Origin of the sequence: Desulfosporosinus sp. OT, assembly GCF_000224515.1 — a bacterium.
In the GTDB taxonomy this organism is placed as follows: Bacteria; Bacillota; Desulfitobacteriia; order Desulfitobacteriales; family Desulfitobacteriaceae; genus Desulfosporosinus.
Genome location: NZ_AGAF01000038.1, coordinates 1 through 22,614 on the forward strand (window position 1 = coordinate 1; position 22,614 = coordinate 22,614).

Sequence of the window (22,614 nt, forward strand, 5' to 3'; positions counted from 1 at the left end):
TAATTCGGATCGTTTATTCATAAGTTCAATACTTAAATTTTTGCAATGACCATGTTCCACGGCATTGCTTGCCGCCTCACAAATAATTCGATGTAAAGCTCGAGCCTGTTGTCTCTTAATGTTGGCAAATTCCTCTTTGATTACTAAGGAGACAGAAATCCCATGCAGTTTTGCAACCGTGTCAAGATAGCGTTTTATCTGACGCTCGAACCACTGTTCGTTAGGAGTATTTTTGAGGGAGTGGATTATTGAACGCAGCTCGTTGAGGGCTTGATTAACTGTGCTTGCAATGAGCTGAAGTTGTTCCTTATCTTTTTCATCCACTTTAGCGGATTTCATTAAGACAGACGTAGCACAAACAGCGCTAAAAAGTCGTCCAGAAATGAGATCATGAATTTCTTCACCTATTCGTTTTTGCTCCATTTTGATCATCGATTGAGCCGTCATGTCTTGTGTATATACCCTCTCATAAATGATTGCACTCCATCCTGCAACGACCCTAACGTTTTGTAGGAGTCGGGCCTTAGACTCGTCGCTTGCGGTAACATCCCAAAATATTCCTATAAATCCATAAAATTTTGTTTTTGTTTTAACCGGGGCTAAATAGTACCATGAATGTACGAGGCGAACGAATGTAGCTTCCTCTTCATTTCGAAGATTATTCCAAGCTTTCCCTAGTTCATTAGCAATCTTTTCTTCGAAAAGTTCGTTGTAAGGTGTCATTTGTATAGTGCCTTTAACTCCTTCTTCGGGAGATAACCATACGAAAGTTGAAGCAACTCCCGTTATTGTAGAGATATGCTCACACAATTTACGTGTGATATCAAAGGAATTACTCAAAGCTTTCTGAAAGTCAATTGAATGATAGAACTCAATGAGTTTATCAACTGACAACTCTAATTTAACGTTCGATTTATCGAGAATTATGTTATTTGCTCGCGCATTGTTTACTTCTATCCACATACCAATAATAATTTCGGCCAATATATAGAGGATAATGGGCTTTTCTATTTTATTGATCAAAGGAATTGATTGATGTGGCCATAGGTGATTCGCTGTAAAAATAACACAACAGAGATAGCTTATGAGATTTATCTCCCTATTTATCATCTTTCTCACCTCATTCAGAATCATCCACTTATATTCGAATTCGCTGAATCCGGGTTGCAAAGTTCAGCAGTGAATCAAACTTAAATGCTCACTCCATGCGATCTACAAAAAACCGCTTTACTGCTTAACATCAACCTCCTAACTTAAACAAACTAAAACAAACCGAAACCAACTTAACCAAACTAAACAGGACTTCACCACCACCTAATCGCCATTCTGGCGAACATTAAAAGGCACACTCAAATATGAGTGTGCCGGGTTCACGTTTGACTCCTTGCAATTTAACGTGACCAATTCTAACTGCAAATCATTGTCTCACACATGCTTTAAATTAAAGATCCGCCATGAGAGAGTGAACGTTATACTTTGGTATGGTGTGCCTAGCTCACTATTTACTTTCATAACTCTTGGCGACCAGTGATCGTTGCGAATTATCGCTTCCACACAGAAGATTCTTACTCTTCAATAACTGAGTATATTATACTATAGTATAATACTTTACCTCAACCAATTGTTTCCTTCATTATTTTCTGGCTTTCGATTTTCTTAATAGAATTACAACATTCTCCGTAATGTTAGCGCGAATTTTGTGTTGTTTCGTCATTTTTTGTATAACAGTATTCTTAAATACCCTCTATAAGCACAATTTTTGCAGCGTATTCGACAGCATTCCTTGATAGAATTGCCTTAGAAATAGATCACAACACCTTTTCAATTCACCTTTTCTGTTCATCACTACAAGTTTAACCACCAAAAGAGATGCATCAGATCTGTCAATAAATAGATTACCACGACAAAACTAAGTAAATACTTAACTAATCGCAGTGATCTTTCTCGCGCGAACCAACACATGACTCCCGCAAAAACGGGTAGGAACAACTTTGCCCCCATAACACTTCTAGGGTTCGTAGAGATAAGTCCTTGCATTAGTGGATTAGCCTCTTCTATGACCTGCAGACGTAGCCCCCAAAAAGTCATTAATCCATCAAATGCATTTAAGATAAATAGAATACACGAAGCCAGAATGATTCTTTTTTCATACACTGTCATAAATTTCTCCTACAAAAACAATTGATTCTACGTCTATTATTCATTGATTTGTAGTATTACGCGTCGTGCATACGAGTACACTATTTTGTCCACTTTTGTGTTAAATAGCTATACTTTAGTTCTATCTCCTACCATCTTTGTCATGAACAAAACGATTTAAACGCATTGAAATCCTGACACGCCATAAATGGCTCATCAGGATTTGTAACTTTGCTTATCTAATAAATTAATCCTTAGTCGAGTAGCCATTTCTTCACAGGAACTGCTGCCAGAACACCAATATATTGAATACACTGTTTTAACAAATATCGATATTTACACACCAAAAAACGCCAGAAATAAATTCCTGACGTAATTTTTGCGTTATGGGGTGGGTGATGGGGCTTGAACCCACGAATGCCGGAGCCACAACCCGGTGCGTTAACCACTTCGCCACACCCACCATAATGATTTTTAAGTGGTGCGCCTGGAGAGACTCGAACCCCCGACAACCTGCTTAGAAGGCAGATGCTCTATCCAACTGAGCTACAGGCGCAGAATTACGATCGTCAACTCAGGTTACCCATTTAACCGAAGAAGATCTTGGGAAAATCATGGTCGGGGCAGAGGGATTCGAACCCCCGGCCTCCTGCTCCCAAGGCAGGCGCGCTAGCCAAGCTGCGCTATGCCCCGATTGGTGACTTGATTAGTATAGCTCATCTTCGCCCATTCGTCAAGAAAAATCTCAAAAGTTTTTTTGAGCGATTCGAGGACATTTTTATCACCAGAAAAACCATGATTTCTTTTTGAAATTCCTTTTAAACCACTGCCTATTCGCTCTCTTTAAGAGCTTGCAGGATTGGAATCGCTTTACGAAATGCCTGAGCTCTGTGACTTAATTTATTCTTTTCAGTCAAGGTCAGCTGAGCCATAGTTCGTTCATACTCTGGCAGGTAAAAGATCGGGTCATAGCCGAATCCATCCTGTCCACGCCGTTGCCTAAAAATTTGCCCTTCAACAACACCCTCTGTAAGATATTCTTTCCCAAAAGGCGTTGCCATAACCAACGCACAGCGAAAACGCGCTGTCCTTTTGTCATCTGAGGTAGTTTCTAAGAGATGGAGTAGTTTATCATTGTTACGTTCATCATCTTTAGGCTCACCGGCAAAGCGCGCAGAATAAACGCCTGGAGCACCATCTAAGGCATCTACTTCCAAACCGGAATCATCGGCAAGAGCAATTAATCCTGTTTTCTTGACCGCTGCTCTAGCTTTAAGTGCAGCGTTGTCTGCGAAGGTTTTTCCTGTTTCCTCCACATCCTCCCAATCAGGAATATCCGATAATGAAAGTACTTCAATCCCCTCATCCATAAGCAATTCTTGAAGTTCTCGGACTTTCCCCTGATTCTGAGTCGCCAGTACTATTTTCATGAGCTTGTTTCCACCGCCGATTTCTGTACCTCCATCAAAGCGCGAATACCTTTTTCAGCAAGTTGCAAAAACGCATCCAAATCTGCACGATCAAAGGGGATTTCTTCTGCAGTCCCTTGGATTTCCACAAACTTTCCGGCACCGGTCATGACGATATTCATATCTACGTCCGCTTGTGAATCTTCTTCATACGCTAAATCCAGCACCGCCTGTCCTTGAACCTTCCCCACTGAGATGGCTGCAAGCGTATCCTGAATTGGGTTCGTTCTAATAAGTTTCTTTTCCAATAAATATTGAACAGCGTCAACCAAGGCAACGTAGGCTCCAGTAATGGCAGCGGTACGCGTTCCACCATCCGCTTGGAGCACATCGCAATCCAACCAAATTGTGCGTTCGCCAAGTTTCTTCAGATCAACCACAGATCGTAGGGCACGCCCAATTAAGCGTTGAATCTCCATCGTACGACCGGTGAGCTTTCCTTTGGTCGCCTCACGTTGCGTCCGTGACTGTGTCGCCCGAGGAATCATTGCATATTCTGCTGTAACCCATCCTTTACCCGACCCCTTTTGAAAAGGAGGTACTTTTTCCTCAACACTGGCTGTACATAAAACCCGAGTCTCCCCAATTTGAATGAGAACTGAGCCCTCAGGTATGTTGGTAAACTGCCGTGAAATTTTAACAGGACGTAATTCATCATAAGCCCGACCATTAGAACGTTGCATATTATAACCTGACCTTTCTTCGCGCAAGTACTTATTACTAATCTCAGTTTACCAGAATAGAAGGAGAAATGCCAATTACTTCCTCAATATATGGGGCGTTAGCTATTTGGATTGCGCCCTCCACAAAAATCTACAGTACGGCTAGGTATCGTTTCCTCTCCCACAATTCCGGCAATGGTATAAAGCTGGGCAATGGGGTCGAACCGGAATTCCTTAAGCAAGTGAAAGCCTTTGATTTCGCTAGTTCGCCGAATATGAATCCGTGGACCTGTGCAGGGATAGAGCATTTGCCCGACCCGTATATGCCCATCATCGGCAAAACAAATAGGCAAATCTGCATTAATTAAATCCAGAACACGTTGTTCCACTAAATCTAAATCAATATCTGGTTTTTCCGGCAATTCTAAGACAAAACCGTGTTTAATGTCACTATGGACTTCAGGTTTATCCAAGCCCATCTCCTCAAGAATCATCGAGGTGATGTCCTCAGCGCTGTGAGCCATGCGTCGATACTTAATCGAATCAAAAACAATATCTACAATACTCTGCGGCTCTGGCCCAAACACTGTCGGACGAGTTACAATCACTTCTTCCCCTACTCCAATCAGTACTTCAGCGTTAACCTCAAGCTGAGCATAAACGAGGTCAAAGTGTTCAACGACCACGCGATGCCCACTCACTATAGCTTTTCGAATAGCTTCGGCAATTCTCCAAGGTTGTGTAAACGCCGACTCGAAACGGACATCTAAATGGTAAGTATGATAACGGAAATGTCCACGCTCAGCATCCTCCATCAAAGGCAAAGGTCTAATATTAATTCCATCGTCATCATTAGTCAATTCTAACCCTGGAAACATCCCTCGAATCAACAACGACTTCCCAGCCCCGGCATCTCCCACAAACCCTATCAGTTTGTCCTCAGGACTTAAATAACGTTGTTGAATATTCGTTCCTAAAAATAGAAGACGTCGCTTCCCACGTGGAGCAAAGTAGACCGCCTGCATCAAATGCTCATGAACAAACATGGTCAAAGCCCTCCCTCCCTTATAAACGATTAACAACGAAAATAATAAACAGGATTATGGGCTGATGAATTAAATAAATGCCCAATGAATTTCGACTCAACCACTTAGTCAGATCAGAATTCAGCCGAAACGAAAATAGAGAGTTCGTTCTCTGAGCGTAAAAACGTCGATAGGCAAGAATCCCTAAAATGGTTACAGCAAAATACGGAAAAAGGGGATAATAATCTAGAGAACTAAACCCGTCATACATAAGCCCAAACGGAATAAAGAGACCCGTTCCTACTGCCAGTCCGTTGAACCACAACCCAAGCGGGACGATAGGAACGACAAGTACCCAAAGCGTTCGTGATGATAATCGAGAAACGAGAGGGGATAAGATCATCGTCACGCCTAAAAAATGTAGAATCCCAAAGCGGACATATTCTTCTTTCATAAACAGATAAGTTACAACTGTGACGACCATTCCCCAGAACAGCACTTTCAGTCCCCGCCTAACTGATGATTTGCTAAAACCACTAGAAAGCCCCGAAATAAAGATAAAGAGCAAAGCAGAAGTCTTTCCAATGACAAACCAAAGAGGAGCCTGATAGTCAATATTGACCCCAGCAAACTCCTTTAGGTCATAAGCAAGATGAAATAGCACCATCAGCCCAATCGCCAGCGCCCTTAAAACATCAATCTCTTCATAACGCTGGCTCGAAATCCTACTATTTAGTGAGTGCCGCCTATCCATCTTCATTATCCTCTTCCATCTCCTGCCTTGACAAGGTTAGTGGTTCGTGTTCGAAGTTCGAGGTTCGAATATTACCCGTCACACATATAGACCCTAGATAAATAGTTCAAAACTCTCTGTGATGAAACATGTATCCTTTATGCATCATCCCATTTAAACGTTTGCATTATACTCTTAACCGTCGACTTACTGACACCCCATCTCCAAAAGGCAAAACAGTGGTGGAAAAGTCCGGATTCTGGCAAAGGTCCTGTAAAAACAAACGCAATCTACCCACCATGCGGTCATACTTAGGTGCAAAAGCAGTTCCCGGAACAACCCACCCACGAAAAAGTACATTGTCTACCACCAATACCCCTTCTGGAGCAATTAAGGGATAAATGAGGCTCAAGTAATCCAAATATTCCCCCTTGGCCGCATCGATGAAAACAAAATCAAACGCCGAATCCAACGTCGGAAGAATCTTACGAGCATCCCCCTCCAAAGCCGTAATGCAGTTTTGAAGTCCTGCACGTTCAAAATATATAACGGCCCGCGCGCGACGATCTTTATTCATATCAATCGTCGTAACATGCCCTCCAGTCTGTTCTGCAGCACGCCCCAACCAAATCGTAGAGTACCCAATCGCCGTCCCAATCTCTAAAATAGACTGCGATTTGCCCATATGTACGAGTAAATTAAGAAAATTCCCAACCATTGGCGTCACTACCGGTATAGTTTCTTTAAGGGCCTGCTCCTCCATTTCTCGAAGCAGCGGGTCCCGTTCTCCCAACAATGTTTCCAGATAGCGTTCCATTTCAAAAGGGTAAAACAAAGCCAATCTCCCCTTTTTCTCAGATCTAATTCCAAAATTAACAGTATCATTAACAACTTTACCACAAATGGTTTTGAAACGCATAACCCATTAGAATTATAACATCAGTTTATATTCTTCCTCGGCTAACGCAAAAAATCCCTACTGTGCTTTATCTGATATTGATAAAGCATCAGTAGAGACACGGTAAAGTTAGATAAGGGTCTCGACGTATGCGACTCAAGAAGCCTCCCTCCACTATCCCAAAACAAGACGGTGCATATGAAATATGCCGTCCACATAAACTCCGTCTCCCCGGCCTCCGTCTCTCGACCCCAGCCTAGGACGCAGTGTGACACGAGCGCGAGGTCTCTACGTAAGCAGAATCAGCAAACTTCCGTTCAAGCGACCGACCCCAAATGCGGGGCAGCGCACACGGTCCCTTCTCGCCATCCTGCAAGAAGGCTAATACGTGCGAAGACAGTGTCTTCGTGGGCTTCAGGGACACTCGGCCATCCTGCAAGAAGGCTAATACGTGCGAAGACAGTGTCTGTTAGAAGGGCTAATACGTGCAAAGACAGTGTCTTCGCAGGCCAGCGGATGTGCGCTGCCGCCAATGCGCCAAGGACGGCGCTTTTGGCACGATAGTCTCCAGTGGAGAGTATCGCCGAAGCCGTGATCCCTCGAGGAATTCTTAACGGCGTAGGATAGAGTATCGCCGAAGGATGAACCCCGCTCCCCAAAGTCAGGAGCTTGAACGGTTAGTTTGCTCTGCGTCGTAGGCACCGAGCGCTGGGTCACACAAGTCCCCTACACAAGCGCTCTTTTCACCCTCTCCACCAACCGTTCGTCCACCATCGTCCCAGCCCCACGCTGAATCAGCGCAAACGCTTCGCCGGGAGTCATAGCTACACGATAGGGACGATCTTCTGTCAGTGCTACAAAAATATCCGCGATCGTCATCAGACGGGACCCCTCATCGATCTCATTCCCCTTCAAAGCAAAAGGATACCCTAGACCATCAAGCCGTTCATGGTGATGGGCAGCCCATTCCGACATCCGAGTAGGAAAACCAGCCTCAGTCAATAAACGATGTGTGTAGTATGTATGCGTGCGAATTATATCTATCTCATCGGAATTTAATGCTCCCGGTTTATCCAAGATCTTCTTTGGTATAGAGAGCTTACCTAAGTCATGAAGTAAGCCTGCCACATAGATTTCGCGCAGTCGATCCTCTTGCCAACCCAGTTCCCGAGCCAAACTTTCTACCGTTTCGGCCACCGACCATGAGTGTCGGGCTGTAAATTGACTTTTTTGGTCGATCAAGTCAGCAAACGTTGCCGCTAGATTGAGTGTAAATCCAGAGTCTAAATCGCGTGTCGCCGGAAGGTGCCATTTTCCGCACAGGAGTCCCAAGGCAATTTGAAGTAAATCTGCCTGTTCGATATCTAACCAAAACGCTTCTTTATGAGCAACCTGCTCAAATGCGATGGCAACTTCAGGATAAAATAAGATCCCAGATTTATCTCTTACCCATTTCAAAATTTCGTTTCGTTCTTGACGAGAATGCTGTTTGCGTAGCATCTTAAGATCAATTTTATCAGCCAAAGACAAAATCCGCGCCATCAACGGCACTTCTTCCGACGGGGCACGTAGAGCAGCATGCAGAGTATCCGGTGTCTCATGATGATACTTAATTGCAGAAGCTAAAATTACTCCTGACGGAAAATGCTCGACTGCTAACGCTCCCTCCAGGCAATGTTTTTCTAAAATTCGTGGGTCCCCATGATACTCTCGGAAACAGCCCAACGCCCCAATATCATGCAACAGCCCAGCGACTGTAAGATGAACTAACTCTCTTTTACCTAGTCCAAGATTTCGCCCCAGACGCATAGCAATATAAGCAACACGCTCTCCATGCCGTTGCCCCAAGGTGAGCTGTAAACCCTTTTCTATTTCTTCATCCACTAAACCGAGATCAAGTGCACGAGAGAAACTCCACATCCTACGGATGTAGAAGGCATCTTCAGACACTTCAGCTCCTCCAATCAAAATTCTACTTGCATTTATTACTTAGGGCTTGCTAATTATCGAAAAGTCTAGACTCCGCAAGGGTTTAAGGGTAGTGTCTTAATAAATAGTGCATGGAAAAACAGCCTTTGGCGTCAAAAACCATGCACATAGAGGTGAAATCAAATGGTGCACCGGTGCACCATTTGGCGTCTCTTCCCAACGGGGGGAGTAACTCACTAATTCAGCCAGCCATTTGAGCCACTCCCCATGGGGTAGCCTAACAAACTTCCGTTCAAGCGACCGACCCAAAACACGGGGCAGAGCACAAGGATGTGCGCTGCCGCCAATGCGCCACGGTCCCTTCTCGCCGTCCTGCAAGAAGGTTAATACGTGCGAAGACCGTAACTGTTAGAAGGGTAATCCGTGCGAAAACAGTGTTTTCGTGGGCTTCAGGGACACTCGGCCATCCTGCAAGAAGGCTAATTCGTGCGAAGACAGTGTCTTCGCAGGCCAGCGGATGGCGCTTTTGGCACGATAGTCTCCAGTGACGATAGTCTCCAGTGGAGACTATCGCCGAAGCCGTGATCCCCAAAGGAATACCTACCGGCGTAGGATTAGTATCGCCGAAGCCGCGATCCCGAAAGGAATACTTTCCGGCGTAGGATGAACCCCGCTCCCCAGAGAAGGAGCTTGAACGGTTAGTTTGCTCTGCGTCGTAGGCACCGAGCACTGTGTCATACAAGTCCCCTCCTAATCCCGTATCCCCATTTGGGCCAAGGAAGTTGCCGAATTAGCCACATCTTCTGAGGCTGCTCCGATCTGGCCCGCGGTCAAGGCTAAGGCATCAATCTGCTGAGCAATTCCTTGCACTTGTAGAATACTGGCATTAATTGCAGACATGATTTCTCCAAAACGACCTACAACTTCCCCTGCCTCTGCCGCGGCAACCTGCATGGCCTCGGTCGTTTGAGCGATGGATTGATTCACCGCAATCGTATTTTGCTTCGTGATCGTAATCAGTCCGCTAATCTCCTTGACAGATTGTTCGGAATGGGTTGCGAGCTTCTTAACTTCCTCGGCGACGACCCCAAAGCCTCGACCACTTTCTCCAGCGCGTGCCGCTTCGATGGCGGCATTTAAGGCTAGGAGATTGGTTTGAGAGGCGATTTCCTTGATCACATCCGTAACCGAGGCAATTCGCGCGGAGCTTTTATCCAGCTCGGTCATTTTTCCTTGCATTTCAGCTGTCATATTCGCGAGACGCAAAATTGTTTCTGAGATCATTTGAATCTTCTGAGCACCCTCTTGCGCCAAAACATCCACCTGGCGAGAGAATTGGGCTGCCTCAGAGGCATTATTCGAAATCTGCGCTGTTGCTTCATTCATCTCCGACGCTGAAGCCGCTGTTTCTTCCGAAGTTGCCGCCAACGCTTGACTGGCTTCACTCACCCTGCGTTGTAAGCTGTCGATCTCATTTAAAGCCTTCTCTAATTCGGCCTTCTTATCGATTTCAGTCATGTAGGACTGAATATAACTAGCCATTACAACTTGCTGGTCAAAACTCAAAAGTCTCTGAACGGCTAAACTGGCCCGAATGGCCTGCTCTGTTTTCTTCCGATAGTGTTTAAAAACCCGTGGTATGATCTCGTCACATAAGACCTGATTAGCACTTAGATAGTAAGACGGTGGTAAATTGATGCGATTATGAACCTCTCCGATCGTAACTCGCCACTGTATGAACGCTTCGTCAATCTTTTCCGGGAAGAGAGATAACAAGTATTTCTTCATGGTGATTTTCAACGTGTCCACCGTAGAATATCGGTCGATAATGGCTTTTAGTCCTGGTAGTGTTGTAACATGAGCATAAAAATTCCGGACAATCTCCTCTGCATTTTGCTCGATCACAGGTCGAATCTCTTTAAGCAGAGCCAACTGTTCTGCATCTATTCTCAACAAGCGAACAGCTTCATCTAAGTCAAACTGATGTAACTGAATCATCGGAGCTCATCCCTTCTTTATCAATAAATCTTGCAATGTCTTAAGTATCTTTAGGTTGAATGAAATACTAGAATAATCTCCTAATTTCCAGCCAGTTCTTTATCTTTGTCCGTCATGAAATCTTTGCCCTCAAGTAAAATTCCCAAGGCAGTAAGAACCACGTTCACCGTACAATAAGAATCGTGCTCATCCGTTGCACAACCATCACAAATACTTTGCACCTCAAAGAAGGCTTCTTGAAGTTCCATGTTCTTATATCGCTCAGGGATTAATGGTACACTCCGGAACATATCCAAAATATCCTCAGGGATCTTATCGTTGAATTTTTCCCCCGTCTGAGCCGATAAACTGAGGAATTCCTTCGCCATGAACAATTGGCACAGAGCAGAACATTTACACCCCTGCGCACAGGACTTATCCATCTTCGAAAAAGCCTTATAGGCGCTAAGCTTACTGAATCCTTGTGTCGCCATTTCCCTACCCCTCTCCAACGTTCAAATAGGCGATGTCTATCCCAATCTCCATTACGCTTGTGGTGCCAAGACTTCTTCGATTGCTTGCTTAAACCGTTCAAATCCCGTCTTCTCAAGGACATGATAAAGTCGGGCCCGTGCCCCTTCGCCAAGTTCTGCTGCGAATTCCTCTGCCCCTTGCGCGTAAATTTCCAAAATTCGTTTCACAACAGGGATAACCTGCTCCCGAGGAATTCCTTTACGGACCAATGTTCCATGTTTTGGACTCATCCCAGACTCTGAACCACCGATCCACAGCGAGTATTTACCACGTGGCTCAGCCATTAATCCCAGATCATTACACTGTACTCCCGTACAGTTTCGTGGACAGCCAGAAATCCCAATTTTGAAGTCCCAGGGAAGGATCGTTGCGTAAAAGGCTTCATCAAGCTCCTGGGCGAGTCCTAAAGTATCTCCGCGAGAGTTTGGTGAAAACCCTTTGCCCGGACAAGCGGCAATGTTTCGGATGCTCTTATGCAAACTGGCTACGCGAAGGCCAACCGCTTGGAGCTGTTCTAAAGCGGTCCCAACCTTTTCCTTTGGAATAAGAAGCAGTGAGGCCATGCGCCGTGTGTTCTTAATGACCCCATCTTCTCCGACGATCTCGGCCAAAACACGCACCTGTTTCCCGGTCAAAACCCCGCCAGGAGAATTCACAATAATCGCCACAATCCCGTTGGCTTGTTCAGCGATAGCCCAGTGAATTCCGCTCTCACATTCTACCTCTTCACCCGTCCAGTGAAAATTATCATCTCGTTGAAGTTCAGTCATGAATCTTCCCCTCTCAAGTAATCGTTTGAAATAATTCTATTTTAATAATTTTATTGTTATAATTCGATTATTTATAGAGAAAATCCTGCAACATAATTTGAAAGATCAAGATTTTTATCCCAATACACCAAAAGAGAGCCTAAAATCTCGGCTCTCTTTTCATTGATATTACAGGCATATTTTAATCCACTGCTGTTCTTTATGACTGTTTTACGGATATTGACCCCTAACACTTGTCAATATGTACATGCTTCGTGCTTCAGCCGGCTCGACGACGTTCACCACATTGAGCGTATGCTTGGAAGAAACGATCATGATCCGTTGCTAACTGCTCTACCGATCCATCCGATAAAACTTCATAAATTTTAACCTCTCCCCCTCCCTTTGTCCACTCGTGACAACATTCTCTGCAATAATACCGTTCACGGCCAATTCGGCCAACCTCACGCGCTCCACATAACGGGCAAGTATTCATACTCAAGCCAACTCCTATCAAGGATTTCCAGTATTATCTACATTATACCGTAAAATCTTGGACTGTTGCTAAAGATTTTGTGAAGCTTTTGTGTCTATTTTAGGTCTAATAAATTTAAAAATCTTATGTAAATTCGTATTATTATTCTGTTACATAAACCCACCTCTTCTATGTCATTCTACCAATTAAACGAAATCCAAAAACTTGATTGGGAGTGGACTGTTTGTAATTATACATGATGTAATTTATGAGACTACCTTTAAGGGAGTAGTGTCTATAATCCTCGAAAAAAAGAAAAATTTATTTTTTAAAATAGGAAAAGAAGCAGGATTTTTACTAATATAAGAAGAACACGTCGTAATACAAATTCACTATCTCTGAAATTCTTAAGTATTATGAAGAATTCGAAGATACGAACTGATTTTTAAGTTGAGAGGGAGCGTATAATGTTTAAATTCAAACGTCATTTTTCTGACAGCGGTACGCAGATGGCCATAGACAAAGATGAACTAGACAAGTTAACCGAATGTCTGAACCACTGCGACCTCGGAAAACCGCTTGAGCTAGATCTCTCTCCCACTAGCTCGCTAAGCGGTATCGTCAAAGTCATCAACGGAATCATTGAGACGCGGCAAAACGCTGTTGCCGGTACTATGCTGGACATTAACGGAGCGGTCGGACAAATGACCGGCATGACCTCCATTCGCGAAATGCTCCAGCGCATTCAGGAACAGACGCCGCAAATTGCTAATATGTCCGCGCAAGCCCAGGAAATGGGCGCAGCTGCCGGAGAAACTGCCTCATCCGCAGCAAATGCAGCGTCTTTTGTCGAACAATCCTTGAGTATGGCCTCCTCCGGGGTTGAAAAGATCAAACAAGCTATTGACTTTGTTGAACGCTCCTTTGCCCAATTCGAACAAGTAAGCCAGCAGGTACAAGCTGTTTTAGATTCCATGGGCGAAATCGAACAGATTGTCAGCGTCATTGCGGGCGTTGCGGATCAAACGAACCTTTTGGCTTTAAACGCGGCCATCGAAGCGGCTCGAGCGGGAGAGCAGGGACGTGGCTTTGCAGTCGTTGCCGACGAAGTACGCAAGTTAGCCGAACACACGAAGGTGTCCGTCACTGACATCCGACAGAAGACTGGGCATTTGAGTCAGAATTCTAGCCGTACTGCGAGTGACATCCTTTCCCTCTCCCACATGATGCTGGAAGGAAAATCCGTCATGCAGGCTGCGGGGCAAGAGGTGGAGCAAATCTTCAACCACGTCGAAACGATCGCGGAGGAAATTCAACAAATTGCTGCCGGAAGCGAAGAACAAAGTGCCGTTATCGAAGAATTTGCTCAAATCATTAGCTCGGTGAGCGAATCAGCCAATACGACTGAAATCGTTGCCAACCAAACCGGCGAGGGGATTTATTCTATCAGCCAACAACTCGGAGAAATCAGAACCCGCCAAATCCAGAGTGTCCCTGTCATAACCACTCTACAGTCCCTTGAACTTTCCAAGACAGATCACCTCCTCTGGACTTGGCGCATCTATAATATGCTTTTAGGGTATGAGCAAGTGGATCCGCAAAAAGTTGGTACCCACCATGACTGTCGCTTAGGACAATGGGTTGATAGCCCCGAATCTACCATATTACGCACAAATCCGACTTTCTTAGGACTTACGTCACCACACGAACGCGTGCATGAATTAGCACATCAAGCCGCCCAGGCTTACAGTCAAGGCAACGTTGAAAAAGCCGCCTACCTTTTGTCCGAGATGTCCCAGGCTTCTCAAGAGGTTGTCGGGATCCTCAATGAGTTAGAACAGCTTATTTGATTTCCTTAAATACCTCTTAGCTCTGCTATAAGAATAACATAGAGAGAGTAGCCTAATTCAGAAGGCTACTCTCTCTATGTTTTCAGGCTGTATAGTTATTTAGCTTTGCTATGCTATGGTCTTTGTATTGCACTTTCCCGATTTCATAAAGATTATTTACCCCATGATCGATGACCACGAATGCTGGGAAATCTTTCTCATTCAGGAGACTTGCACATTTTTAAGCCCCCCCATATCTTCGCTCAGCCTTCATGACTTAATGAATCTTCTTTCCCCGTCTTCGCTGTCTCCATATAATCATCTAATAGATCTAAGAAGACTGTGACCCCTAATAAATCTGCGCTACCACCGGGACTAATCTTTCGTTGAGAAAGGTCTTTATCCATTTCATGGATCGCTTTTATTCCTTGGGACGTTTTTACTCCGCCTATGGATATAATTTGCTTTGCCTTTTCTTGAATTTCTTTTAATGTGTCAATAGAATGTCTATATAAAATTGTGGTATCCTCACAATGCTGCATAATCGCCAAAAGAGTTTGCACTAATCTTTGGTTTTTGCCTAAATCTCGGTTCCTCTTATAAAAACCTAATGAAAAATCAAAAACCGTGGGCAGTCCTCTTTGAACCTCTCCACGAATTCCTTCTACCTTATGGTGCAAAAAGAGCCTTTCTCCGTGTGTTAAAGATAATTCATTGGCGTTTTTAAATTCATTATACCTGGAGTTCAACTCCCGCTCAACTAAACCCGCAGTCATATCTTTTATAATGCTTTGTAAAGATGAGAAGTGGGTTCCATTGTAAAATGCTTTGCCTCCGGCAGCACAACAAACACCTAACAAAAAAAACATTCCTTTATGGGTATTGACGCCTAAAGTCTTACGAAACATTTGTTGTTCGCCTAATTGTCCAATCTGCCTTATTTGAGTGAAAATCTTTTGGGGTGTACTTGGGCTGAATCCTGCCTCCGAGCAATGAATTAAGGGGTTAATGAGAGTAGTAGCGCTATCTAAGAAAGTGAAGTAATCCATATCTCGATGGGCGCCACTCGAGGCTCTGGAAACTAATCCGGGTGATGGATTGCAGGAAGCCTCATAGAGCATTGCCTGCACAGCAAGACTGGCTATATTAATACATTGATCATTTACGCTAGTGTTTAATCTAATGTTCTCTACCATAAACGTTTTCCCTATATTCCCTATATTTTTCTTCAATATATCCGATTACCTCATGTTCACTATGTCGTCCAGCCCTTACACAGAAATGGGCATCGTCCTCACATAGATAGCATTTTCTCCTTGGATATCCCAGTTCCTGCCTGCCTATACTTTTCCCCTCGTAATCATACACATCTAGGTCTAAACATCTCCCAAGGGTATGTTTTTCTTCAAGATCAACAGCCATCCTCTTCAAAGCGTAAGCCTCTTCTTTAACAGCAACATAAAGAATCGGGCCTTCTGCTCCTTGAAGTAGTAACTTGCTAAAAATTTTGTCGCTTAAAAGAGTACAAATTAGAGAGCTCATATCCTCAATTATCTGAGTTGTCATTTCATTCGTTTTTTTGAGTCCCGGATAATTTACTCTCATAACTAATAGTGGAGTATTATGCCGTTTTAGTAATTTGCCGATTAAGCTAACCCTTTTTTCCCTAGCTAAAAGTAATTCATCGGCTGTGTATTCTTTCATCATTTAATGCGAGGAGCAACTACTTTTCAGCTTCTCCACGATCTCCCTTCCTAAGGGTGTGTTTAGAAACTCCAGAGTAACATCCGGCAGGAGGTTCTTTAGATCATCCAGCTCCCCTTGTTTTATTAGATCTCTAACCCTAGAAGCGCTTATGGAAACATCCTTAAACCTTTTTCTTGCAATAACGTGCAGCTTAACGCCATAAATAGGAAGGACCTTCTTGAGAGCCTCATTGTAGGCCCTAGTAACTTGGCAATAGGGTTCATGCCCCACATATCTCTGCGTAATGTTTAAGATTTTACAAAAATACTGGGCAAAGATTGAGGAGTCTAACTCCACATAAGCCTTTAACCTTGCTCCCTTTTCCCGCAAAAAGTAGGAAGGGAAAGTGGCGGAAGATATTATATACTCTCCACTGGGTAAAACCTTAACATTTTTTAAGTGCGAAACTCCTTTACTAACCAACTCGTATCGCGTTTCAAAGGGAAAAAGGGACCGATCTTCCTCGACAACAAAAACGAGTACCTCTTCATTGTTTTTAGCCGCTTCTTCAATTAAATAGGCGTGTCCTAGGGTGAAAGGATTGCAATTCATAACTAAGGCAGTTTTTTCTCCGCCCCCTAGATTATAGTTTTCTTTCATATCCTCTAATGCTTTATAGATATCATAAACGCCATTTTCTAAGAGGGCTACCTCTTCATTACTATGAATAAGTTTGAAATTAAGAGCCAAAAAAACATGAGCACTTGCTGGTTTTGAGAAAATAAAGCTGTGGAATATACCTTGACTGAACAGTTTATCGATCAGAGCAGAAATTAAGATGGAGGTTATTCCTTCTCCTCTATGTTCCTCAATTATGGCAAAGCATTTTAAGACATTTCTTGCTTTAGAACAGGTTGCAATAATTGAAGCTTCCTGCGAAACCCCATCTCTTATTACTATAGTATAGTCCACATCCTGATCCAAGCTTAAATCAAAGCCCTGGAGAAAGGCTTCTACCTCGTCTCTTTCTTTAGGATCTTTAAGATTCACCCAATTTGGAATAACTCCATACATGTACGTTCTCTCCTTTAATCCACCATCCTCACAACATCGATAACACTACCATCCCGATACTCCACCACAGCCACAATCTTATCGGAGGTTTTAATGGCCTTAGGCACTCCTGTAATCTTTTCAGCTTTCAATTTCAATTCTTCTATGGTCAAAAGTGGCAGCTCTGTTTTCCTTAGCTTTTCAATTAAATCCACTCTTCTAGGATTGACAGCAATTCCGCGCTCAGTCACAACAACATCAATGCTTTCTCCTGGAGTTGTAATCGTCGTCACTTTATCTTTGATTATTGGAAGCCTGGCTTTCATTAGATTAGTGACAACAATGGAGAGCTTGGCCCCTGCAGCGGTATCACTATGTCCACCCGAGCCACCCATGATTACCCCATCTGAGCCTGTCGTAACATTGACGTTAAAGGCGATGTCAATTTCAGTGGCTCCCAGGATCATGATATCTAGGTTGTTAACCACCGCTCCCTTAGTGTGAGGATTCCCATACATGGAAGCAGACATAAATTGGTGCTGTTTATTATTTCTATACGATTTTATTGCTTCTAAATCAAAGCATTGGACATCAAAGAGGGCTCGAAACAATCCTTCTTCCAGCATTTCCACAAGATAACCCGTAATTCCCCCGGCAGCGAAGCTTCCGATCACACCTTCGCGTTTCATAATATCTTTAAGCTCTGCTGCGACTGCGAGAGAGGTTCCACCTGCGCCTGTTTGAAAGGACATTCCATCTTTAATCAAGCCTGAAGCCTGGATTACTTGGGCGGCCATTCTTGCGATCAGAAGAGCCACCGGATCCTTCGTGATCTTAGTTGTCCCTGAAACAATACCCCTAGGGTCTCCGATGGATTCAACCTGAACCACATAATCGATAAAAACTTGGCTGATTTCAATCGGGCAGGCTGGGTAGGGCACTAAATTATCGGTTATAACAACGGTTTTATCGGCGTACTCGGCATCTGAAACAGCATAACCTAAGGCCCCACAGGCCGATTTACCCTCCACTCCATTGATGTTGCCGTAGGTATCTGCCGTAGGCGCTGCAATGAAGGCTACGTCGATATGCAGATCTCCACTTTCTATGGCCCTAGGTCTTCCGCCGTGAGTCTGCATTAGAGCAGGCTTTTTTAACTCCCCTCGTGATATGGCCTCCGGCACAGGCCCTGACATATAGTTCGCTACAATTCCAGTGACCACTTCATTTTTTATGTGCTCTACAAGGGGCGCATGGATAGGAAAGATAGAGCTGGCCGCGACGGTAAGATTTTTTATGCCTCGTTTAGCCAAGGCCTCCAGCACCATATTTAGAACATGATCTCCATTTCTCAAATGATGATGAAATGAAATCGTCATACCATCAATTATGTTTAATTTATCTAACGCCTGATCTAAACTTGCTAATACTTTTTGATCCCTGGGGATGACACTGGTCAGTTTCACGGCTTTCCTGGTCTTAATCCTTTCATTGCTAACAGCTCCTTGAAACGGCTTAACTTCTCCATACCCCTCTATATAAGCCGGAAGTTCTCTACCTAAAACCGTTTTGATCATTTTTATAGATTTCAGTATACTTCCCCCTATCTCTCAATAAGTCCTAGTCTTTGTCCAAGCTCCACCGTCGTTCTCGCCCGATTGATAACCGGCGCATCAATCATTTTACCATCTAAAGAAAAGACCCCTTTGCCTTCTTTTTCCGCTTCCTCCATGGCAGCCAAAACCCTCAGGGCCTGTTTTAACTCCACCTCTGTCGGGGCAAACACAGCATGAATAATCTCAATCTGCCTGGGGTTTATGGCTGATTTTCCGGTCAGCCCCAAGCTTTTGGCCCTAGCTGTGTCCTTGGTAAGTCCCTCATAATCATTGGTATCAGTAAATGGGGTATCAATAGCATCCACCCTTAAAGCCCGGCACACGGTTGCGACCTTATTCCGAGCATAAAAGATTTCCTCTCCCTCTTTTGTTCTCGTAATTCCCAGATCTGCGGTCAAGTCTTCTCCACCAAGTAAAACCCCTACCATTCGTTGGGAGGCCTTGATCACCTCATAAACCGTTTCTAAGCCCAAAGCGGTTTCTATCAGAGCGATTATTTTAATGCTACCGACTAAGTAGCCTTCTTCTTCTTCAATTTTAGCCAACATAATATCAACAAGCTTTATTTCCTCTACATCCGCTTTCGGAACCAGCAATGTATCTGGTTTAACCCTAGCAATCACATCCACATCTTGGGGCCCAAATTCTGTATCCAAGGGATTGACTCTAACCACGACTTCCACCTGTGAATAGTCGATATATTTTATTGCATCTCTTACCAAAATTCTGGCACTATCTTTTTCTGTTAGACTTACTGCGTCTTCTAAATCTAGAATAATAGCGTCCGCTCCGAGGATCGCCGCATCTTGAAGCATACCCGGGTTATTTCCCGGCATAAAAAGCATCGTTCTTCTTAACTTTTGCACTTTTACTCACCTCGACTAATGATCCAATGCGTATCACCACGATATGCGTTTCGTGGTTCGATGTACGAATATACGAATATACGAGTATCCGAGTATCCGAACTTCGCCCATCGCCTGTGCCCTTGGATAAGTTCAGTTAAACCCTTAATTTGCAAGCTCCTCTTGACCCTATCAAGAGTCTTGAATTATTTTTTTAATCGTTAGATAGCTCGTTTAATAGCTGTTTCCACTCTTGCACCAATCGTATAATCCAAAGCTCCCTTATCTTGAGCCTTAATAGTAATGCCCTCGATACCCATTTCCTTAACCTTATGTAAAATCACTTGCTCAATCACATCACCAAACTGCTGCATAACGATACTTTCTAGTTCAAGCTCTATGTTTCCCGAATCATTGGGCATGACCATGATCAGAATATCGTTGGACTCTAATGTACCTGCCTTGGCGATCTTAGTTATCTTGATGTAAATCACCTCATTTGACTTCTCTACAATAATTAAGAACACTCTATTATCTTTTTAACTTTACCTTTAACTATCAACAGAAAATCCTTAGTAGCTTAAAAGTAATAAACTCCTTCGAGCGGTATTTCATACTTTGCCGGAACAATAGCAGTCTTGCTTTCGAACTTGAGAACGAAGTTTTCTAATATCACTATACACAACAGCACCCGATCGCCCCATTAAACTGGGGCTCCTGCGGGATAACAATCCGTCGTCCCGACCCAACCTCTAAGAGCTTGGCAACTGCGCGGTTGTGTGCAACACCCCCAGTAAAGACTAATACCTCCCCGGCAAAAGAACGCAACAGCGGCAAAATTCGCTTAACAATCGTAGCGTTAACCCCAGCTCCTAGTTCTGCCAGCGGGAACCCTTCCACAATCTTACCGATAAGCTCACTTTCACCAAACACTGCACAAGTAGAATTCAACTCCACCGGATCCTCTGTATATTGTCCGAGCTCCTCAAGAGTCACATCGAGAACACTTGCCATATTTTCTAAATAACGTCCAGAAGAAGCTGCGCACTTATCATTCGTCAAAAAATCAATCATTTTCCCTTTCCGAACCTGGATGATTTTGCTATCCTGTCCCCCAAGATCGATCAAGGTGAAATCCGTTAGCCCCGTCTGATAAATCGCACCTAAAACATGCGCCTTCAACTCTGGAATCGCCTCACCTCCAGCAAGCTCCAGAGTATTCCGTCCATAACCGGTGGAAACCAAACGATCTACCACAGGCAGACCCAAGGCCTCAAAGTTCACGACTAATTTATCCCCGTGCTTTCGCCCATACTCCCGGTAAAAACGGATCGTATCCAAGCTCTCCAACCGAAGGATCTCTAAACGTGCCTCTTCCTTAGGCCGCTCCATGAGGGCAATCTTCACACTCCGGCTCCCCAAATCAATTCCACAAATGGTTTGTCTAGGCATGTTCCGCCTTCCTTCCTACATGTTTCCACTCTTCCCTTGAGACCCACAAGCAGGGTCTCGAGAATACGGCGCGAAGCCTTTGCGAGAGTCGTAGCCATGGCTTTAACTCCGCTCTCATAAAGCAGGGCGGAACACAAGGATGTGTTCCGCGGCCATGCGACAGGGATGTCGCTTTGGCCGGGAACCCTGCCCGCTTACATCAGGAGGTTAACGCCTTAGTTTGGCATGACAAGCACAGGAGCTAACCAAGTATTTTCGCGACCCTCCTAATCGATGAGCATACTCAAAAAGGACTCTATCCTCATTTTACTCCGCGCATCCAATCCTGTTGGGTTCTCCCCTTCCAAGGTTAGAACCGGGTATTCCAGCTTCTTTCTTATGATCAGATCCTCAATCTGACGATAACAGAAACTTTGCGTATAGTGGATGATTCCGTCTAGTTGGCGGCGCTCGGCCTCGCGAGAAATATCCTCAATCCGTTGAAATACTTTATAGGGATACGTATATAAGCGGTACTGCTCGACTACATCATCTGTCTCAAAAGGCATCGCAAACTGCCTCTGGACTTCATTGAAAACAACACGAGCTCCGTGTTGTTCTAAAAAATCGTATAGTTCAGGGAAAATAGGTGGAACGCCGATAAAACCGAGGCGGATTTCCCGCACTTTCCCTCCAGATCTTGAACGGAACTCTCCTGACAAAGACTCCCTCTTGTGCGCCTTTTGAATAAATTCCTCCATCTCCTGAGCAAAGCCCTCTGGGTCGCCGTTGAAATCTGAACACGAAACAAGATAAAGATGGTTCTCAAACCCACTCACCTGATTCTCTTCCCAAGTCAGTCGATCAATTTCCCATGCCAAAGCTCGGACCTGATCAAGGCGCTTCTTCTGGAGGTTCACACCTTCCCAAGTTGTCCCCAAAGCTTTAATTAGCTTGTCCATCTGAAGACGGAGCATATCCGCGTCCTGATCATACGGAAAAGCAAAGGGAATAATTTCGATTCCCTCCACTTCCCACGTCTCCATCAGCGCATGGGTATTACTACAATCGCCTTGTGTTACTGCAACAATGCGCTCAATGTCCGGATTATGCAAAGCCGTTGAATACAACCCCTTAATCCAACCACATACATTCCTCGGAAAACCAGCCAACTCCGCCTCTTCCACTCGACGCATAGCCTCCGAGCCTGTAATAAAAATATTGTTCAAATCAACAGGTGTATCACCCGCCGCAAAAATTACTTCAACCGGCACCGTCGTTGTTAACCCGATTTTACCCATAATCGCTGTCTACTCCTTGCTAAAACCTGTTAATAGGACTTTCTTCTTATATTTTAATGGGTCGAACCCAAAATGTTAAGTAGGTGTCACCAGAGAGTTATGTCCCTTAAACGGACACAGATCGCTAGTAAGTGAATATCGCCCTTTGGAAGATAGTAAACATGACGCAATGCCCATATAATGGTATAATGACATAAATCAGAGAAAACTAAAGAAGAATAGGTACCTTAGGATTATTGTTGGTCTGACTAAAGAATCTTATT

At 44.1% G+C, this 22,614-nt stretch carries 23 protein-coding genes and 3 tRNA genes; 1 reads left to right on the forward strand and 25 read right to left on the reverse strand.

The features are described from left to right. The 17 genes from DOT_RS02855 to DOT_RS02930 form a co-directional block, all read right to left on the reverse strand. On the reverse strand, positions 1-984 hold a 984-nt coding region (locus DOT_RS02855; protein WP_242833756.1), incomplete at its 3' end, for a histidine kinase. An 861-nt stretch (positions 985-1,845) separates the two neighbouring features. Further along, positions 1,846-2,160 carry a DUF5658 family protein gene (locus DOT_RS02860; protein ID WP_009613948.1) on the reverse strand — a complete coding sequence of 105 codons (315 nt, stop codon included), beginning with the start codon at positions 2,158-2,160 and terminating at the stop codon, positions 1,846-1,848. A 366-nt stretch (positions 2,161-2,526) separates the two neighbouring features. Next, positions 2,527-2,602, reverse strand: a tRNA-His gene (locus DOT_RS02865). A gap of 16 nt (positions 2,603-2,618) precedes the next feature. Further along, positions 2,619-2,695: transfer RNA gene (locus tag DOT_RS02870), tRNA-Arg, on the reverse strand. A gap of 59 nt (positions 2,696-2,754) precedes the next feature. Continuing rightward, positions 2,755-2,832, reverse strand: a tRNA-Pro gene (locus DOT_RS02875). Between the two features lie 137 nt (positions 2,833-2,969). Continuing rightward, positions 2,970-3,569 (reverse strand): XTP/dITP diphosphatase, encoded by a 600-nt coding sequence (locus tag DOT_RS02880; RefSeq protein WP_009613950.1) that lies wholly within the window; start codon positions 3,567-3,569, stop codon positions 2,970-2,972. Continuing rightward, positions 3,566-4,291 carry a ribonuclease PH gene (gene rph / locus DOT_RS02885; RefSeq protein ID WP_009613952.1) on the reverse strand — a complete coding sequence of 242 codons (726 nt, stop codon included), beginning with the start codon at positions 4,289-4,291 and terminating at the stop codon, positions 3,566-3,568. The genes DOT_RS02880 and rph overlap by 4 nt, the downstream gene beginning before the upstream one ends. Before the next feature lie 98 nt (positions 4,292-4,389). Further along, a complete protein-coding gene (locus tag DOT_RS02890) occupies positions 4,390-5,316 on the reverse strand; it encodes a hypothetical protein (RefSeq protein ID WP_009613955.1) in 927 nt (308 codons plus the stop codon). Between the two features lie 19 nt (positions 5,317-5,335). After that, positions 5,336-6,049, reverse strand: a complete 714-nt coding sequence (locus DOT_RS02895; RefSeq protein ID WP_009613957.1) for a heparan-alpha-glucosaminide N-acetyltransferase — start codon at positions 6,047-6,049, stop codon at positions 5,336-5,338. Between the two features lie 166 nt (positions 6,050-6,215). Next, a complete protein-coding gene (locus DOT_RS02900; protein ID WP_040411106.1) occupies positions 6,216-6,863 on the reverse strand; it encodes an O-methyltransferase in 648 nt (215 codons plus the stop codon). A gap of 380 nt (positions 6,864-7,243) precedes the next feature. Then, on the reverse strand, positions 7,244-7,585 hold the full coding sequence (locus DOT_RS29515) for a hypothetical protein (protein WP_139024107.1): 342 nt from the start codon (positions 7,583-7,585) through the stop codon (positions 7,244-7,246). A gap of 67 nt (positions 7,586-7,652) precedes the next feature. Beyond that, on the reverse strand, positions 7,653-8,876 hold the full coding sequence (locus DOT_RS02905) for an HD-GYP domain-containing protein (protein WP_085930971.1): 1,224 nt from the start codon (positions 8,874-8,876) through the stop codon (positions 7,653-7,655). A 271-nt stretch (positions 8,877-9,147) separates the two neighbouring features. Next, positions 9,148-9,597, reverse strand: coding sequence for a hypothetical protein (locus DOT_RS30935; RefSeq protein ID WP_040411086.1), 450 nt, complete (start codon positions 9,595-9,597; stop codon positions 9,148-9,150). 8 nt (positions 9,598-9,605) lie between these two features. Further along, positions 9,606-10,853 (reverse strand): globin-coupled sensor protein, encoded by a 1,248-nt coding sequence (locus DOT_RS02915; RefSeq protein ID WP_009613964.1) that lies wholly within the window; start codon positions 10,851-10,853, stop codon positions 9,606-9,608. Positions 10,854-10,933: 80 nt separating this feature from the next. Beyond that, positions 10,934-11,326: a hypothetical protein gene (locus DOT_RS02920; RefSeq protein WP_009613966.1), complete on the reverse strand. Its 393-nt coding sequence runs from the start codon at positions 11,324-11,326 to the stop codon at positions 10,934-10,936. Positions 11,327-11,377: 51 nt separating this feature from the next. Further along, complete coding sequence (locus tag DOT_RS02925; RefSeq protein ID WP_009613967.1) at positions 11,378-12,136, reverse strand: nitrite reductase; 759 nt, start codon at positions 12,134-12,136, stop codon at positions 11,378-11,380. A gap of 259 nt (positions 12,137-12,395) precedes the next feature. Further along, entirely contained in the window at positions 12,396-12,611 is a 216-nt protein-coding gene (locus tag DOT_RS02930; protein ID WP_009613971.1) for a hypothetical protein, read from the reverse strand. Positions 12,612-13,057: 446 nt separating this feature from the next. Here DOT_RS02930 and DOT_RS02935 point away from each other — a divergent pair, with 446 nt between their 5' ends. Next, positions 13,058-14,440, forward strand: coding sequence for a methyl-accepting chemotaxis protein (locus tag DOT_RS02935; protein WP_009613975.1), 1,383 nt, complete (start codon positions 13,058-13,060; stop codon positions 14,438-14,440). A 242-nt stretch (positions 14,441-14,682) separates the two neighbouring features. On the opposite strand, the gene citG is transcribed toward DOT_RS02935, so the two are convergent. From citG to DOT_RS02975, 8 genes are all read right to left on the reverse strand, one after another. After that, on the reverse strand, positions 14,683-15,615 hold the full coding sequence (gene citG, locus DOT_RS02940; RefSeq protein ID WP_009613976.1) for a triphosphoribosyl-dephospho-CoA synthase CitG: 933 nt from the start codon (positions 15,613-15,615) through the stop codon (positions 14,683-14,685). Continuing rightward, positions 15,599-16,126 (reverse strand): citrate lyase holo-[acyl-carrier protein] synthase, encoded by a 528-nt coding sequence (gene citX, locus DOT_RS02945; RefSeq protein ID WP_009613978.1) that lies wholly within the window; start codon positions 16,124-16,126, stop codon positions 15,599-15,601. The genes citG and citX overlap by 17 nt, the downstream gene beginning before the upstream one ends. Next, positions 16,127-17,179 (reverse strand): [citrate (pro-3S)-lyase] ligase, encoded by a 1,053-nt coding sequence (citC, locus tag DOT_RS02950; RefSeq protein WP_009613980.1) that lies wholly within the window; start codon positions 17,177-17,179, stop codon positions 16,127-16,129. It lies immediately after the preceding gene. A 14-nt stretch (positions 17,180-17,193) separates the two neighbouring features. Then, positions 17,194-18,732, reverse strand: a complete 1,539-nt coding sequence (gene citF, locus DOT_RS02955; RefSeq protein ID WP_040411110.1) for a citrate lyase subunit alpha — start codon at positions 18,730-18,732, stop codon at positions 17,194-17,196. Positions 18,733-18,761: 29 nt separating this feature from the next. Continuing rightward, complete coding sequence (locus DOT_RS02960) at positions 18,762-19,640, reverse strand: aldolase/citrate lyase family protein (RefSeq protein WP_009613984.1); 879 nt, start codon at positions 19,638-19,640, stop codon at positions 18,762-18,764. 200 nt (positions 19,641-19,840) lie between these two features. Further along, the gene (gene citD, locus DOT_RS02965; RefSeq protein ID WP_040411111.1) at positions 19,841-20,104 is read right to left on the reverse strand and encodes a citrate lyase acyl carrier protein; all 264 of its coding nucleotides are present in this window, start codon (positions 20,102-20,104) and stop codon (positions 19,841-19,843) included. A 190-nt stretch (positions 20,105-20,294) separates the two neighbouring features. Continuing rightward, entirely contained in the window at positions 20,295-21,071 is a 777-nt protein-coding gene (locus DOT_RS02970) for an acyl-CoA dehydratase activase (protein ID WP_009613988.1), read from the reverse strand. 266 nt (positions 21,072-21,337) lie between these two features. Next, positions 21,338-22,351, reverse strand: coding sequence for a 2-hydroxyacyl-CoA dehydratase family protein (locus DOT_RS02975; protein WP_009613992.1), 1,014 nt, complete (start codon positions 22,349-22,351; stop codon positions 21,338-21,340). Positions 22,352-22,614: the final 263 nt, after the last annotated feature.

Bases quoted from the DNA above. Each gene is read 5' to 3' on its own strand.
- DOT_RS02975 (WP_009613992.1), bottom strand. From the start codon at position 22,351: ATGGGTAAAATCGGGTTAACAACGACGGTGCCGGTTGAAGTAATTTTT.
- citC (WP_009613980.1), bottom strand. From the start codon at position 17,179: ATGTATGGAGTTATTCCAAATTGGGTGAATCTTAAAGATCCTAAAGAA.
- DOT_RS02880 (WP_009613950.1), bottom strand. From the start codon at position 3,569: ATGAAAATAGTACTGGCGACTCAGAATCAGGGGAAAGTCCGAGAACTT.
- DOT_RS02925 (WP_009613967.1), bottom strand. From the start codon at position 12,136: ATGACTGAACTTCAACGAGATGATAATTTTCACTGGACGGGTGAAGAG.
- citG (WP_009613976.1), bottom strand. From the start codon at position 15,615: ATGGTAGAGAACATTAGATTAAACACTAGCGTAAATGATCAATGTATT.
- DOT_RS02890 (WP_009613955.1), bottom strand. From the start codon at position 5,316: ATGTTTGTTCATGAGCATTTGATGCAGGCGGTCTACTTTGCTCCACGT.
- citX (WP_009613978.1), bottom strand. From the start codon at position 16,126: ATGATGAAAGAATACACAGCCGATGAATTACTTTTAGCTAGGGAAAAA.
- DOT_RS02970 (WP_009613988.1), bottom strand. From the start codon at position 21,071: ATGCCTAGACAAACCATTTGTGGAATTGATTTGGGGAGCCGGAGTGTG.
- DOT_RS02895 (WP_009613957.1), bottom strand. From the start codon at position 6,049: ATGGATAGGCGGCACTCACTAAATAGTAGGATTTCGAGCCAGCGTTAT.
- DOT_RS02930 (WP_009613971.1), bottom strand. From the start codon at position 12,611: ATGAATACTTGCCCGTTATGTGGAGCGCGTGAGGTTGGCCGAATTGGC.
- DOT_RS02915 (WP_009613964.1), bottom strand. From the start codon at position 10,853: ATGATTCAGTTACATCAGTTTGACTTAGATGAAGCTGTTCGCTTGTTG.
- DOT_RS02860 (WP_009613948.1), bottom strand. From the start codon at position 2,160: ATGACAGTGTATGAAAAAAGAATCATTCTGGCTTCGTGTATTCTATTT.
- DOT_RS02920 (WP_009613966.1), bottom strand. From the start codon at position 11,326: ATGGCGACACAAGGATTCAGTAAGCTTAGCGCCTATAAGGCTTTTTCG.
- rph (WP_009613952.1), bottom strand. From the start codon at position 4,291: ATGCAACGTTCTAATGGTCGGGCTTATGATGAATTACGTCCTGTTAAA.
- DOT_RS02935 (WP_009613975.1), top strand. From the start codon at position 13,058: ATGTTTAAATTCAAACGTCATTTTTCTGACAGCGGTACGCAGATGGCC.